20 protein-coding genes are annotated in these 13,376 nt (G+C 37.2%); all 20 read right to left on the bottom strand.

Annotated elements, in window-relative coordinates; all coding sequences use genetic code 11:
• Window positions 1-2: 2 nt before the first annotated feature.
• Window positions 3-1,286 (bottom strand): UDP-N-acetylmuramoyl-L-alanyl-D-glutamate--2,6-diaminopimelate ligase, encoded by a 1,284-nt coding sequence (locus CVS95_RS05975; RefSeq protein WP_107695890.1) that lies wholly within the window; start codon window positions 1,284-1,286, stop codon window positions 3-5.
• Window positions 1,264-1,818, bottom strand: coding sequence for a histidine kinase (locus CVS95_RS05970; protein ID WP_107687355.1), 555 nt, complete (start codon window positions 1,816-1,818; stop codon window positions 1,264-1,266). Before CVS95_RS05970 ends, CVS95_RS05975 begins: the two co-directional genes overlap by 23 nt.
• A complete protein-coding gene (locus tag CVS95_RS05965) occupies window positions 1,805-2,080 on the bottom strand; it encodes a NifU family protein (protein ID WP_021091089.1) in 276 nt (91 codons plus the stop codon). The genes CVS95_RS05970 and CVS95_RS05965 overlap by 14 nt, the downstream gene beginning before the upstream one ends.
• A 206-nt stretch (window positions 2,081-2,286) precedes the next feature.
• The gene (locus tag CVS95_RS05960; protein ID WP_103604577.1) at window positions 2,287-3,204 is read right to left on the bottom strand and encodes an NrtA/SsuA/CpmA family ABC transporter substrate-binding protein; all 918 of its coding nucleotides are present in this window, start codon (window positions 3,202-3,204) and stop codon (window positions 2,287-2,289) included.
• 76 nt (window positions 3,205-3,280) lie between these two features.
• Window positions 3,281-3,973, bottom strand: coding sequence for an ABC transporter ATP-binding protein (locus CVS95_RS05955; RefSeq protein WP_107695889.1), 693 nt, complete (start codon window positions 3,971-3,973; stop codon window positions 3,281-3,283).
• Entirely contained in the window at window positions 3,970-4,719 is a 750-nt protein-coding gene (locus tag CVS95_RS05950) for an ABC transporter permease (protein ID WP_107695888.1), read from the bottom strand. Before CVS95_RS05950 ends, CVS95_RS05955 begins: the two co-directional genes overlap by 4 nt.
• Window positions 4,716-5,324, bottom strand: coding sequence for a hypothetical protein (locus tag CVS95_RS05945; protein WP_107695887.1), 609 nt, complete (start codon window positions 5,322-5,324; stop codon window positions 4,716-4,718). The genes CVS95_RS05950 and CVS95_RS05945 overlap by 4 nt, the downstream gene beginning before the upstream one ends.
• A gap of 123 nt (window positions 5,325-5,447) precedes the next feature.
• Window positions 5,448-6,452 (bottom strand): hypothetical protein, encoded by a 1,005-nt coding sequence (locus CVS95_RS05940; RefSeq protein WP_107695886.1) that lies wholly within the window; start codon window positions 6,450-6,452, stop codon window positions 5,448-5,450.
• A 277-nt stretch (window positions 6,453-6,729) separates the two neighbouring features.
• Window positions 6,730-7,086 (bottom strand): 50S ribosomal protein L17, encoded by a 357-nt coding sequence (gene rplQ / locus CVS95_RS05935; RefSeq protein ID WP_002941584.1) that lies wholly within the window; start codon window positions 7,084-7,086, stop codon window positions 6,730-6,732.
• Window positions 7,087-7,097: 11 nt separating this feature from the next.
• Window positions 7,098-8,114 (bottom strand): DNA-directed RNA polymerase subunit alpha, encoded by a 1,017-nt coding sequence (locus CVS95_RS05930; RefSeq protein ID WP_107695885.1) that lies wholly within the window; start codon window positions 8,112-8,114, stop codon window positions 7,098-7,100.
• Window positions 8,115-8,128: 14 nt separating this feature from the next.
• Window positions 8,129-8,755 carry a 30S ribosomal protein S4 gene (gene rpsD / locus CVS95_RS05925; RefSeq protein ID WP_054197275.1) on the bottom strand — a complete coding sequence of 209 codons (627 nt, stop codon included), beginning with the start codon at window positions 8,753-8,755 and terminating at the stop codon, window positions 8,129-8,131.
• Window positions 8,756-8,780: 25 nt separating this feature from the next.
• A complete protein-coding gene (rpsK, locus tag CVS95_RS05920; RefSeq protein WP_107695884.1) occupies window positions 8,781-9,173 on the bottom strand; it encodes a 30S ribosomal protein S11 in 393 nt (130 codons plus the stop codon).
• Window positions 9,174-9,195: 22 nt separating this feature from the next.
• Complete coding sequence (gene rpsM, locus CVS95_RS05915) at window positions 9,196-9,564, bottom strand: 30S ribosomal protein S13 (RefSeq protein WP_002941610.1); 369 nt, start codon at window positions 9,562-9,564, stop codon at window positions 9,196-9,198.
• A 3-nt stretch (window positions 9,565-9,567) separates the two neighbouring features.
• On the bottom strand, window positions 9,568-9,681 hold the full coding sequence (gene rpmJ / locus CVS95_RS05910; protein ID WP_002941545.1) for a 50S ribosomal protein L36: 114 nt from the start codon (window positions 9,679-9,681) through the stop codon (window positions 9,568-9,570).
• A 189-nt stretch (window positions 9,682-9,870) separates the two neighbouring features.
• Window positions 9,871-10,089 carry a translation initiation factor IF-1 gene (infA, locus tag CVS95_RS05905; protein ID WP_002848031.1) on the bottom strand — a complete coding sequence of 73 codons (219 nt, stop codon included), beginning with the start codon at window positions 10,087-10,089 and terminating at the stop codon, window positions 9,871-9,873.
• A gap of 32 nt (window positions 10,090-10,121) precedes the next feature.
• Window positions 10,122-10,880, bottom strand: coding sequence for a type I methionyl aminopeptidase (gene map, locus CVS95_RS05900; protein WP_107695883.1), 759 nt, complete (start codon window positions 10,878-10,880; stop codon window positions 10,122-10,124).
• A gap of 1 nt (window position 10,881) precedes the next feature.
• Window positions 10,882-12,144, bottom strand: coding sequence for a preprotein translocase subunit SecY (gene secY, locus CVS95_RS05895; protein WP_107695882.1), 1,263 nt, complete (start codon window positions 12,142-12,144; stop codon window positions 10,882-10,884).
• Window positions 12,144-12,545, bottom strand: coding sequence for a 50S ribosomal protein L15 (gene rplO / locus CVS95_RS05890; RefSeq protein WP_021089212.1), 402 nt, complete (start codon window positions 12,543-12,545; stop codon window positions 12,144-12,146). The genes secY and rplO overlap by 1 nt, the downstream gene beginning before the upstream one ends.
• Before the next feature lie 15 nt (window positions 12,546-12,560).
• Window positions 12,561-13,004, bottom strand: a complete 444-nt coding sequence (rpsE, locus tag CVS95_RS05885) for a 30S ribosomal protein S5 (protein WP_002941646.1) — start codon at window positions 13,002-13,004, stop codon at window positions 12,561-12,563.
• Between the two features lie 15 nt (window positions 13,005-13,019).
• A complete protein-coding gene (gene rplR, locus CVS95_RS05880) occupies window positions 13,020-13,376 on the bottom strand; it encodes a 50S ribosomal protein L18 (RefSeq protein ID WP_107695881.1) in 357 nt (118 codons plus the stop codon).

Genomic DNA, 13,376 nt, shown 5'->3' with positions numbered 1-13,376 from the left:
TTTTACCTCTTTAAAAGCTCTTTTACTACTTCTTTGTCGCTAAATGGGTGCTTGACGCCCTTTATCTCTTGATATGGCTCGTCGCCTTTGCCAAGTATGACAAGCGCCCAGCCGGGTTCTAGCTTGCTAATGGCTAGCGCGATCGCCTCTTTGCGGTTGGCGTTTCGTATCAAATTTTCATTTTGACTCATACCAGCGCAAATTTCATCGATTATGCTCTCTGGCTCTTCGCTTCTTGGATTGTCACTTGTGACGATGCAAATTCTTGCGTATTTTTGGGCTATCGCTCCCATTTTTGGGCGCTTTGTCCTATCTCTATCGCCGCCTGCACCAAAGACTGCGATCAAATTTAGATGTCTAAGCGAGTTTAGCACCTTTTCGATACCATCTGGCGTATGAGCAAAATCCACGATGACTAGCGGATCGGTGCTAACCACTTCCATTCTGCCACTAACCCCTTTAAATTTGCTTATCGCCTTTGAAAGCGCGGTCGCGTCTGGACGCTCTAGCAAGCAAACAGCGCCAAGGGCTGCAATTAGGTTGTAAAGATTAAACTCGCCTTGCAAGCTTGAGTCTATCTCCACATCGCCATTTGGCGTCTTGATAACCGCGTCTATGCCGTCCTTTAGTCCATAAACTACCGGCGCAAAGCTGGCTGGCTTTTTGAGCGAATACGTATAAGCGTTTTTTGGATTAAATTTAATGCCATTATCATCAGCATTTATAAGCTTCATGCCATCATCATCAAAAAAGCTAGACTTTACCCTAGCGTACTCCTCCATGCTCTTGTGGTAGTCGAGGTGGTCTTGAGTCAAATTTGTAAAAATTTTTAGAGTAAATTTCAAGCTCTCTATACGCTTTTGAGCTATCGCGTGTGAGCTAACCTCCATCACGAAGTACTCACAGCCCTGCTCACTAGCTGCTTTGAGGTAAGAAAGCGTCTTTAAAATGGCACTTGTCGTAAGCGCCTTGTCATCTATCTGCTTACCCTCTATAAATGCCCCTCTTGTGCCACTTAGGCCGCATTTTTTGCCTAAATTTCGCAAAATTTCATAAATAGCAGCAGCCGTTGTGGTCTTGCCATTTGTGCCTGTGATGCCAACTATCTTTAAGCTTTCATCGATTTTTAAAAGCTTTTTACACTCTTCAAGGCTGATTATCTTAGCGCCATTTTTTACCGCTGCCTCTGCAAATTTTGCGTTTGCAGCAGTTTGCACGAAAAATGAGCCATTTTCGCACTCGTTTGAGTCATCTGTTATGAAGCTATTTTCTACTGATATTTTCATCGTTTTGTCTTTTTTGTATCTCTTTAAAAAGCTGATCTATGCGCTCATCGCCACCAAACATCACCGCCGCACTCTCAAGATAGTTTATACTCATTTCGATGAAGTCATTTTTTATCAAATTTCCCAAAAATTCTAAAAAATCATCTTTGTTCGAGATCATTACCTTGGTTGAGAACATGATATTTTCAAAGACCTTTTTGAAGCTCCCATCCTTATAAACAGCCTTTTTAAAGTCCTCGTAGCTGATCGCGTCTTGCTCTTCAAAATACTCATCGCTAGCCAATCTTGATTCTAAAATTTTTAAAATTTCATCCATTCCTTCATCATCTTCGCCAGCTCTTAGTTTATCCATAAAATAGTCAAATAAAAGTTTTGCTTCCTCTGCATTTTTCTCGCCAAGGGAGCAAATTTGTATCAAAAATAGTAAATTTTTATCCTGTGTCTTTTCGTAAGCTAGAGAGAAGTAAAAGATCGCTTCTTTAAATTTAGAACGTTTGAAGTATTTAATGCCTATTTTTTTATAATCTATCAATGTCAAATTCCTCGCCAATCGGGATATTTACGACCTCAAGCTCTGGGTGAATATCCATACGAAGTTGTCTTTCGAGTCCATACTTTAGTGTAGTTGTACTAGCTGCACATCCATGGCAATGCCCTGTAAGCCTTACATAAATTTTGCCGTTTTTTATGCCAAGTAGCTCCATGCCACCACCATCATTTTCAAGCATCGGTAATACCTTTTGCAAACTCGCACTGACTGGTTTTAAAAGTTCTTCATCGCTAAATGGGATCATATTTTTTCCTATTAAATTTTTGGGCTATTATAGCAAAATAAAAATGCAAAAATAATGGCTATATTTTTGCTTAGCGCTAATTTTGCTTTGTAATGTAAACCCTTTTGACACACCTAGTCAGTTTTGATTATTAAATATTTGAGCTAAAATTTAGTAAATTTTTGATTATAAGTTTTAGGATAAAAGGGCAAATTTGCCCTTTTTGTTTAATCTATTAGAAGCGATTTTATATCTACTTTTTGTTCAATCATCTTACTCTCGAGCATAAATTCTTGCGTAGCCTCAAGTGCTTTTATATCTTCAGGCGTGATCTTTGGACTAAAGTCATACTGAGGATACATACTCTTTACCGCCTCTATGCTAAGCCCAGTCTCTTCAGCTGTAAATTTTAATGCCTCTTCCTCATTTGCTTTCATAAAAGCCAAAATTTCATCTTGAGCCTTTTTAAATTTTTCAACTATATCTTTATGCTTTTTGTAAAATTCTCCGCTTGTGGCAGTAACGATGACTGGAGTGATGACGCCCTTGCCTGTTGTTACAACACTAAGTCCTGATTTTTTAGCATTATAAGCAGCTGGTCCAGCAAGAAGTGCTGCATCGACGCTACCATTTTCAAGTGCAGCTTGTGCAGCTGGGATGCCCATAGAAACGAACTCTACGTCATTTATGCCTAGACCGCTAAGAGCAAGATACCTAACCAAAAGCTCATTTAATATCGTACCTTTTGGCCCTGCTATTTTTTTACCTTTTAGGTCTTTAGCGGTTTTTATGCCTTTATCTTTAGCAAATATTGCAAAAGCTTCAGGTGCTCTTGAATAGGCACTTATGATCTTTATGTCAGCTTTATTTGCCGCAGCAAGTATGACTGAAGTTCCGCCCACGCAGTTTAGAAACTGGAGCGAATTTGAAGCTAGAGCTTGAGTCTGCTTTGCACCTGATGTTATCTCAGAGTACTCTACCGGTACGCCAAAATATTTAGCATAAAAGCCTTTAAATTTATCGACGATTGAAGGGACGTTTAGTGGCGATTTGACATAGGTCATACCGATCTTATCTAGCTCACTTGCGTTTGCGACTAGACAAAGCAAAGAGGCTGCACACAAAATCTTAAAAAACTTTCTCATATTTGCTCCTTTAAAAATTTTCCAAATTATATAACTTTTTGCTTCGTTTTGGTTTTAATTATCATTTTATAAAATGCTAAATTTCACTTAAAATTTTACGCTTTAAATTTATTAATTCATTGCAAAGCAAATCTCTTGGCTTAGCTAGATTTGACAGGTCATAGTTTGATTTCATCCCGCCTTTTTCAAGCAAAATTATCTCATCTGCTAAATATAGGGCTTCATCGACATTATGAGTGACAAAAATGATGGTTTTGCCGGCTTGAAGCTTTAAAATTTCAGCCTGCATGCTGGCTCTCGTAAAAGCATCAAGCGCCGCAAATGGCTCATCCATAAGGATCAAATTTGCCTCGTACGCAAGCACTCTTGCAAGCGAAACACGCGAGCTCATACCGCCAGATAGCTGCGAAACAGCGGCAAATTTAAAGTCGCTAAGCCCTATCATTGATATGAGCCTATCTATCTTTGCCTCGTCTATCTCATGCTTTTTAAGCGCAAATACGATATTTTCATAGACATTTAAAAAAGGCATGAGCCTAGGCTCTTGAAAGACAAAGCCGATCTTTGCTTGCTCTTTAAATTTTATCTCGCCAAGACTTACGCTCTCAAGACCAGCGATAAGGCGCAAGAGCGTAGTTTTGCCACATCCGCTTCTGCCGAGTATGACGGTGATCTTATCTTTTTTTATGTTTAAGCTTAGCTCTCTTAAAACGTCGATCCGCTTTTCGCCTATAAAAAAATGCTTGGATAAATTTGAAATTTCTATCATTTCTCACCTCGCAAAAGGCTAAATTTAGATATCAAAAATAAAAATATCCTATCTATGAGTACGCCACAAATTCCAATCGTAAAAATGCCTACAAATATCCTATCTGCACGCGAAAGCTCCTCAGCGTCAAGTATGAGGTAGCCTAGCCCGCTTGAAGCTGCGATCATCTCCGCTCCCACAATCGCTCGCATCGCGTAGCCAAAACCTATGCGCATACCGACAAAAATATCTTTTATGGCATTTTTTAGGATGATTTTGTAAAAAATTTCAAATTTACTAAAACAAAAAATTTTACCAACCTCAATAAGCTTCACATCGCAGCTAGTTAGCCCTTTTGAAATACTTAAAAACATCGGGAAAAACGATGCTAGGATGATAATAATAATTTTTGGAGTTTCGTTTATGCCAAACCAAAGCACTAAAATAGCAATAAGGCTAAGCGGTGGAACATTTCTAAAGAATTCTAAAATCCACTCGTAATAAATGCTAGCTTTTGGAAATAGCGCCGCCACTCCGCCAAAAGCAAATGCCAAAATAAAAGCCAAAATATAACCAACAAATATACGCTTAAAGCTAATCATCACATGCGTTATTAGCTCGCCACTTAAGCTCATATCAAACATCGTTTTAAGTGTCGTAATAGGACTTGGCAAGATATAGGGCGTGAAAATTTCTAGCTCACAAATGACCTGCCAGAGAGCAAAGATCACTAGGATCAAAACGCTCTTTTTAAAAATTTCTATCACAGCCCATCTCCATTGTGACAGCCGTTTTCGCAGTATAAAAGCTCGATGATCTGATAGTTTTTAAGCTCGCTAAATTTATATGAAAATGCGTTTTGTATCTTTTCTTTACTGCATAAGCTTAGTGTTTTTATGCCTAAATTTTCAAAAAATCCAGGTGGGATCGGGCTTGATTCTATTTTGCTTATTTGTAAATTTATGTCGTTTAACTCTTTAAAATTTTTCCATGTTAAAAATGTAGTTCGCTCTAATTTTAAAGAATTTCCAAGCTCTGCCAAATCCTCACAAGGCGTTGTTATATAAAGCCACTCATCTTCTTTTAGCTTTGAGCTAAGCTCAATGGCGCTTTCTATTAAAATGGGATTTAAGCTTGAAATATCGTTTGAAAATTCTTTAAAATTTGATCTTATAAAATTTACAGCTCTTGGACAGCGACTGTCTAAAACCATACCTTTAGAGCATAAATTTTTATATGAATTTTTGATATCGCTAACATGATCTTTTTCGCACTGTACTATGTTAAAGCCCTTGTTTTGCAAGAGCTCCTTTAATGCAGAGAAGTCATACATATTTTTTACAACGGGATTTAGCCAAAGTAGCTTTCTCACGAGTTCTCCGTAATTTTAATAATAGAAATCAAGATTCTATCATTTAAAAATTTAAACCAAGTAAAAAGAGCCTCTTATGACTAAAATCATAAAAGATAGGCGGTACAAAAAGCTAAACTTAGCCTACACTTTTATATCTAGTTTATGTTTTTGCTCCACTTTTTCCATTAGCTTTAGTATATCAACTCCGTTTTTCTCAAGCTGCATTAGCTCCTTAAGATAGGCAAATTTCTCATCTTTGTTGATGTCGTAAGTAGCCAGTTTCTCGCTTCGTCCGATCACTGAAGCATAGACTTTGTTGCCATCAAGTTTGTCCGTATTTTGCATATTATAAAGCGAGAGCACGCCCTCTACCACCTCTTTAAAATCCGCCCCACTCTTCATGCCAGCTTTCATAAGCGTAAGAAATCTCTGTCTGCTCTCTTCGTCAGTAAAATTTATATTTTGTAGCGTCTGATACTCAACTGGAGGCTTATTAGTGCTTGTTAGCATAGAGATAGCCTTTTTGCCTATCGTAATGCTCTCCACGCCGACTCTTTCACCAAGATACTGCCTAAGTGCATAATCAATCCACTTATCTTTAAACTCATCTATGCTTAGGTCTTTATCAAGTATCTCAAACCCTTCCACGTGGCTCTTGTGACCAAGCCCGAGAAGTATGTTGCCATCAAGTTTTGACGTGTACTCTTTTGCAAAGAGATCAACATCTGTTGGATAATATCCTATGATCTCTTCGTGAGCTCTGCCAAAGCCAAGTGCTTTAGTCTGGTTGATAAAATTTTTGAGATCATTTATCTCATCTTGACTGACTTGTTTGTCATATCCCATGAGCTTGCCCCAGATGCTTATCTTGCCATTAGCAGCCATGCCTGATAGCGAAAAATTGCTAGCAAATGTTAGATTCTCACTATTTTTTTGAAATTTTGTCGTATTTGTTTCATTTAAGTTTATTGGCTCACCTCTAGTATCGGTATGACTTTTTCGTTCATCAACCAAACTGCTAGATAAATTATTTAAAGAATTTTTGTCTATATTGGATTTAGTATTTTTACTATCAAGCTCTTGCGCTCTACTACTTTGCGAGCCAACATAAAAATTTGTGCCAACTCCATTTACACTACCTATCATCTCAAATCCTTTGAAATTTATTAGACGCCTGAAACAAATATCGTCTTTATAAAATAAAATTTTAGCATAGAGTTCAAAGGTAAAAATTTAAAATATATGATTTTAGATTAAAGGATTTACAACTTTTAACTATTAAATTTATGATTTTTTGGTTAATAAAATTTGATAAATAATTAAAGAAATTTATAGCTTTTGAAAACTTTTAGAAGAAGGATTTTATTTTAAAAGTGGGGGTTTTATATAAAAAATAAAAAAGAGAGCCGAAGCTCTCTAATAATTATTCAGCTACTAGCTCTATATAAGCCATCTCTGCTGCGTCGCCTCTGCGAACACGAGTCTTGATGATTCTTGTATAGCCACCATTGCGCTCTTTAAATTTTGGAGCTACTTCAGTAACTAATTTATTTGTTGTTTCTTTGTCTTGTAAAGAAGCAAATACTGCTCTGTGAGCATTAGAGTCACCTTTTCTAGCTCTTGTGATTAGCTTTTCAACATAGCTTCTAAGCTCTTTTGCTTTTGGTAAAGTCGTCTCTATCTTTTCGCTTTTGATGATAGCTATCGCCAAATTTTTAAGCAATGCAGATCTATGAGATGACGTTCTACCAAGTTTTCGATATCCGTGTTTATGTCTCATCTATTGTCCTTTTATTCTTTTACACTCATTTGTGCTTTAAGCTCGGTTATTTTCTTTCTTAGTTGCTCTTTGCCATCTTTTAACACATCGGCACCAACTGGATAGCCTATCTCTTCCATAACCGCTTTAATCTCTTCAAGAGATTTTTTACCTAAATTTTTAAGCTCTTTAAGCTCATTTTCGTCCATTAATGCAAGCTCGCCAATAAATCTAATATCAGCTTTGTCAAGGCAGTTGAAACTTCTAGCGCTTAAATTTAGATCTTCTACGCTAGAAAGTAGCTTTGAAAACTCACCGCCTGCACTTGAGCTAGTAACTGGAGTACTAACATCAATATCTAAAATTCCTTTAAATACTGACATTTGTTGATACATGGCTTCTAAACAATTTTTAAAAGCCTCTATCGGACTAACTTGACCATCAGTTGTTATAGTAAATACAATCTTTTCATAGTCTGGATCATCCTCAACCAAGACATTTTGTATATCGTAAACTGCCTTTTTAACAGGTGTAAAAAAAGCATCAAGTGCGATATAGTCGTCTTCGATCTCTTCTCTAATCTCTTCACTAGGAACATATCCGATACCTTTTTGAATGATAACTGAAAAATTTAACTCAGCATCTTCATTTATTGTAGCAAGGTATGCGTCTGGGTTAACGATCTCAACTAGATCATTATTTAGATCAGCCCCAGTTATCTCTTTTGGTCCTTTAAAGCTATACTCTATAACTTCGCGCTCGCTAATGCTTTTTAATTTAAATCTGATTTTTTTCAAATTTATAATAAAAAAAGCTACGTCTTCTAGCATACCACGCATACTGTCAAATTCGTGGCTAACACCTTTTATCTTTACACCAATAGGAGCAAAACCTACTGTACTTGTGTAAAGAAGACGACGCAATGGGTGAGCCAAGGTAACAGCATAGCCCGCCTCAAAAGGATATGCTGTAATGTTAGCAACATTTTCACTAACACTTTTAACTTCAATTTCAGTTGGCATATAAGCTGATGTAGTAATCTTTCTCATCTTTATACCCTCTATTATTTTGAATAAAGCTCTACTATAAATCTTTCCTCAACAGGAATGATAACCTCTTCTCTTTCTGGATTTCTAGTGAAAATTCCAAATTTTTTCTCTTTTTCAACATCTACCCAAGCAACAATACCAGTTTGTGCTGTAAGATCTATTGCACGAACAATTTGTGGATTGTTTTTAGATTTTTCAACAATCTCTACTTTTGCACCTGGCTCAACTCTGTAAGATGGTATATCTACTCTTTTGCCATTTACTAAAATATGTCCATGAGTTACTAGCTGACGAGCAAAACGACGAGTTGTTGCAAAGCCCATTCTATAAACAACATTATCTAATCTTTGCTCTAATAGTTGAACCAAAAGAGCACCGGTATTACCTTCGCGGCGTGCTGCTTCTTGAAATAATCTTCTAAATTGTTTCTCAGAAACACCGTACATAAATTTAGCTTTTTGCTTCTCGCGAAGTTGTAAGCCATATTCGCTTATTTTTGCTCTTCTTTGTCCATGTTGTCCTGGCGCATAAGGTCTTTTTTCAAAAGCACTTTTACCAGCAAGTCTTCTTTCGCCTTTTAACGCAAGAGACACACCAAGACGTCTTTCTAATTTTTCAACAGGTCCTGTATATCTAGCCATAATAATTTCTCCTATTTTTCTCTAATTATACGCGGCGGCGTTTTGGCGGTCTACAACCATTGTGTGGTAAAGGTGTAATGTCTTTAAAGAAAGATACCTTAATTCCTTCAACAGTTCCTACACTTTTAACAGCTGTTTCACGTCCGCTACCTGGACCTTGAACCTTAATACCAACTTCTTTTATACCATGCTCTTTTGCTTTATTTAGAGCATCTTCAACTGCCTGCTGAGCTGCATAAGGAGTTGATTTTTTACTACCTTTAAAGCCTAAGCCACCTGCACTACTCCATGCAATAGTATTTCCCATTTCATCAGTTACAGTTACCATAGTGTTGTTAAATGTTGCACTGATATAAACGATACCTTTGGCTATGCTTTTTCTAACTACTTTTTTCTTAACAATTTTTCTTTTCGCCATTTATTATCCTTTAACCCTTGCCTTACTTAGTAGCTGCACCGACAGTTTTACGTCTGCCTTTTCTGGTTCTAGCATTAGTTTTAGTCTTTTGACCACGAACAGGAAGACCTTTTCTGTGGCGAAGACCTCTATAACTTCCAAGATCCATAAGAGCTTTGATATCCATAGCAACTTGTTTTCTCAAATCACCCTCAACGATATGATGCTCTTGAATTTCTTTACGGATGGCTGCCGCTTCGTCTTCACTAAGCTCATAGACTCTCTTGTCATAAGAAATTCCAGCTGCGTCAAGAATTTGACGAGATTTGTAAAGACCTATACCATAGATATAAGTCAAACCATACTCTATTCTCTTTTTGTTTGGTAAATCTACACCTGCAATACGTGCCATGCCTTATCCTTGTCTTTGTTTATGTTTTGGATTTTCGCAGATAACACGAATTATGCCACTACGTTTGACAATTTTACATTTGTCACACATCTTCTTTACAGAAGGACGAACTTTCATTTTAGTCTCCTAAAAATTTATTCCACTTTTTTAGGGGCTGCATCAGGTCTAAAGAAAGAATTTAGACCAACTATTTTCAAAATAAGTGGGGAACTTTGAAAATAATTCTTCATACAGCTTTTCGCAAAGCTTGGATTTTATCCAATACCAGCTTTAAATTTACTTAGCATATTTGCCAAGAGGCTAAATTTACTTATATCTATAAGTAATTCTGCCTTTATCTAGGCTATATGGCGTAAGTTCTACTTTTACGCGGTCGCCAGGCATTATCTTTATATAATGCATTCTCATTTTTCCGGCGATATGACATAAAATTATATGTTTGTTGTCAAGCTCAACTTTAAAAGTTGCATTTGGCAGTGCTTCAACAACATTTCCATCAATCTCAATGACATCGTCTTTTGCCACAAACTCTCCTTTCTTTAAATTTGCTATAAATTTTATGCTTGGCTTAAAATTTCGGCCTTACCATTAACTATCGCCATGCAATGCTCATAATGGCTGGTTCTCAAACCATCTTTTGAGGTTACTTTCCAGTTATCACTTCCTAAAACTGGCGTACCATCTTTTTGACAGATCATCGGCTCTATACAAAAAACCATTCCCTCTTTTATCTTTGGTCCGGCTTTTGGATTATGTCCCTCAAGGTAGTTTGGAATTTCTGGCTCTTCATGTGGCCTTTTTCCTATACCATGACCACAATACCCACGCAAAGGCACATAGCCTCTACCTAGTATAAATTTCTCAAGCTCGTAGCAAATTTCTTTAAAATGCATACCAGCTCTTATATAGTCAATCGCAAAATATAGTGCATCTTTTGAGCAAGCGATCAAGGCTTCATCTTCTTTTGAAATTTTACCAACCCCAAAAGTCCTAGCTGAATCACCAAAATAACCATCTAAATTTGAGCCAATATCAACACTAACGATATCGCCCTCTTTTAGTTTGTATTCATTTGGAATTCCGTGGATCACCACTTCATTGACGCTTATGCAAGCTGCATTTGGGAAGCCATAGAGCCCTTTAAAAGCAGGTTTTGCCCCAGCAGCCCTTATCATATCTTCACAAATTTTATCTATTTCAAGAAGTGAAATTCCAGGTTTTATAATCGTAGAAACGTGATCAAGAGTTTGAGCGACGATCTTATTCGCCGCTCTCATTTTCTCTATCTCAGCTGGTCTTTTTAGCGTGATAGCCATTTTATAGACCTACTGCACTTAGAGTTTGGTATTTGTTTGTATAAGACTGAGCTTCTATACGCCTCATAGTATCCAGAGCGACAGAGACCACGATAAGTACTGACGTGCCACCAAAATAAAATGGTACACCCATAGTTTTTACAAGTACCCACGGCAAAGTTGAGATGATGCCTAGATATAAAGCACCGCCCAAAGTTAGTCTGCCAGCCACTTCATTTAGATAATTAGCCGTACTCTCGCCTGGTCTAACACCTGGGATAAATCCGCCTTGTTTCTTTAAATTTTCACTTATATCTTTTGTGTTAAACACGATTGATGCGTAGAAAAACGCAAAGAAGATAATAAATAAAAACGTTAAAAAGTTAAACATATAGCCATTTGGACTTAAAAAGTCGTTGATAGCTTGGATGATCGGATTTGTACTAGCTTGTAAAATAGTACTAGGAAACATCAAAATCGCACTAGCAAATATCGGTGGGATAACGCCGCTTAAATTTACTTTGATCGGTATATAGTTCATTATACGTTTGTTTTGATTTTCCATTATCACTTTTCTTGAGTAAGAAATAGGGATACGCCTTTCGCCCATCTCGACAAATATAATAGCACCAATAGTAGCTAAGATAATCACCAAAATAGCGATAACTGTTAGGAAATTCATCTCGGAAGTATTTACTAAATTTACAGTTCCGCCGATCGCACTAGGTATGCCAGAGACGATACCAGCAAAGATGATAAGACTTATACCGTTGCCTATACCACGTTGCGTTATTTGCTCACCTATCCACATAAGCAGCATAGTTCCAGTTAGCATAGATACAGCAGATATCGCGATAAATAAATTTATATCTATCATGATAGCTTGTTCGCCACCGCGTCCACTTAAGCTTTGAAGTCCGATAGAAACACCGATTGATTGCACAAGAGTGATGACAATGGTTGCATAGCGTATAATTTGCATATATTTTTGCATACCGTCACGCTCTTTTTTCATCTGACCTAATTTCGGAAATGTTGCTGCTAAAAGCTCCATAATGATCGAAGCTGTGATGTAAGGCATGATACCTAAAGAGATAATACTTAAACGCTCAGCAGCTTTACCACTAAACATATTAAATAGACCCAAGGCATTGCTATTGTTTGAATTGAAAAATTCTTTAATTACGTCGACATTAACACCAGGAACTGGCACATAAGCCAGTATCCTGTATGCGAACAAAAATGCCAACGTGATTAAAATCTTGTTGGTCAGTGTTTTATCCATTATTTTGTTCCGCTAACGCTAACGTTCTCGTCTTTGATCTTTGAAGCAAGAGCTTTTGCGCTTGCACCGATTAGTTTTATCTTAGTAACGCTCTTTGAAATTTTATGAACGCTAGCTATTGTTGCTATTGAAATTTCAGCAAGCTCTTTTATAGCTGCAATTTTTTCGACATTAATAACATAAGGTTTTTCAAATTTAGAAGTAAAACCTACTTTTGGAAGACGCCTTTGAAGTGGTTGCTGTCCGCCCTCAAAACCTCTTTTCTCATTGTAGCCTTTTCTTGCTCTTTGGCCTTTGTTACCTTTGCCAGCAGTTTTGCCATTGCCGCTACCTTGACCACGACCTATTCTTTTGGTTGCATGAGTTGAACCTGCAGCAGGTGTTAATTTTTCTAATGCCATCTTAACTCCTTTCTCTTAGCTTTTTAGCAAACTAAGTGCTTTTATAGTAGCACGAACGACGTTTGCTGAGTTGTTTGAGCCAAGTGATTTAGTAAGGATATCCTTAATACCTGCAAGCTCGATAATAGGACGTGCACTACCACCAGCGATAACACCAGTACCCTCGCTAGCTGGGCGAAGTAGCATTCTACTTGCGTTGTATTTTACCTCTACATCGTGAGGGATAGTTGTGCCTTTGATCTTAACGTGGATAATATTTTTAAATGCGTCGTCAATTGCTTTTCTCATCGCATCTGGTACCTCTTTAGCTTTACCATAACCAAAGCCAACTAGACCATTTCTATTACCAACAACAACTAAAGCTGTAAATCTAAATCTACGGCCACCTTTAACAACCTTTGTAACCCGACCGATATCGACGATTACTTCTTCAAATTCTTCTCTATTATATTTTTCCATCGATTTTCCTTTGGGTTATAGCTTGATGCCATTTTCTCTTAAAGCTTCAGCAAATGCTGCGATAACGCCATGATACAAATAACCATTTCTATCAAAAACTGCAACATCTATCTTCTTAGCTTTTAAAGCCTTAGCAAATTCTTTAGCTAAAGTGACCGCACCTTCTTTATTTGCTTTTATGCCTATCTTTCTGCCATCAACCGCAGCTAGTGTAGTAGCTGTAACGTCGTCAATTGCTTGAACATAGATAGTTCTATTCGATTTGAAAATAGAAACTCTTGGGCAAGTTGCAACACCAGAAATTTTACCTCTGATTCTTCTTTTCCTCTTAATTCTAAGAGCGATTTTTCTTTTTAGTACTTTTGCTGTCAT

The organism is Campylobacter concisus (assembly GCF_003048905.1).
Lineage (GTDB): Bacteria > Campylobacterota > Campylobacteria > Campylobacterales > Campylobacteraceae > Campylobacter_A > Campylobacter_A concisus_V.
This window is presented reverse-complemented; position numbering and strand designations above follow the sequence as displayed.

Excerpts from the sequence above, each read along its gene's own strand:
- CVS95_RS05975 (WP_107695890.1), bottom strand. The coding sequence starts at position 1,286 with ATGAAAATATCAGTAGAAAATAGCTTCATAACAGATGACTCAAACGAG.
- CVS95_RS05930 (WP_107695885.1), bottom strand. The coding sequence starts at position 8,114 with ATGAGAAAGATTACTACATCAGCTTATATGCCAACTGAAATTGAAGTT.
- rpsD (WP_054197275.1), bottom strand. The coding sequence starts at position 8,755 with ATGGCTAGATATACAGGACCTGTTGAAAAATTAGAAAGACGTCTTGGT.
- CVS95_RS05960 (WP_103604577.1), bottom strand. The coding sequence starts at position 3,204 with ATGAGAAAGTTTTTTAAGATTTTGTGTGCAGCCTCTTTGCTTTGTCTA.
- rpmJ (WP_002941545.1), bottom strand. The coding sequence starts at position 9,681 with ATGAAAGTTCGTCCTTCTGTAAAGAAGATGTGTGACAAATGTAAAATT.
- secY (WP_107695882.1), bottom strand. The coding sequence starts at position 12,144 with ATGGATAAAACACTGACCAACAAGATTTTAATCACGTTGGCATTTTTG.
- rplQ (WP_002941584.1), bottom strand. The coding sequence starts at position 7,086 with ATGAGACATAAACACGGATATCGAAAACTTGGTAGAACGTCATCTCAT.
- rpsK (WP_107695884.1), bottom strand. The coding sequence starts at position 9,173 with ATGGCGAAAAGAAAAATTGTTAAGAAAAAAGTAGTTAGAAAAAGCATA.
- rpsM (WP_002941610.1), bottom strand. The coding sequence starts at position 9,564 with ATGGCACGTATTGCAGGTGTAGATTTACCAAACAAAAAGAGAATAGAG.
- CVS95_RS05965 (WP_021091089.1), bottom strand. The coding sequence starts at position 2,080 with ATGATCCCATTTAGCGATGAAGAACTTTTAAAACCAGTCAGTGCGAGT.
- CVS95_RS05955 (WP_107695889.1), bottom strand. The coding sequence starts at position 3,973 with ATGATAGAAATTTCAAATTTATCCAAGCATTTTTTTATAGGCGAAAAG.
- rplR (WP_107695881.1), bottom strand. The coding sequence starts at position 13,376 with ATGACAGCAAAAGTACTAAAAAGAAAAATCGCTCTTAGAATTAAGAGG.
- rpsE (WP_002941646.1), bottom strand. The coding sequence starts at position 13,004 with ATGGAAAAATATAATAGAGAAGAATTTGAAGAAGTAATCGTCGATATC.
- CVS95_RS05940 (WP_107695886.1), bottom strand. The coding sequence starts at position 6,452 with ATGATAGGTAGTGTAAATGGAGTTGGCACAAATTTTTATGTTGGCTCG.
- map (WP_107695883.1), bottom strand. The coding sequence starts at position 10,880 with ATGGCTATCACGCTAAAAAGACCAGCTGAGATAGAGAAAATGAGAGCG.
- rplO (WP_021089212.1), bottom strand. The coding sequence starts at position 12,545 with ATGGCATTAGAAAAATTAACACCTGCTGCAGGTTCAACTCATGCAACC.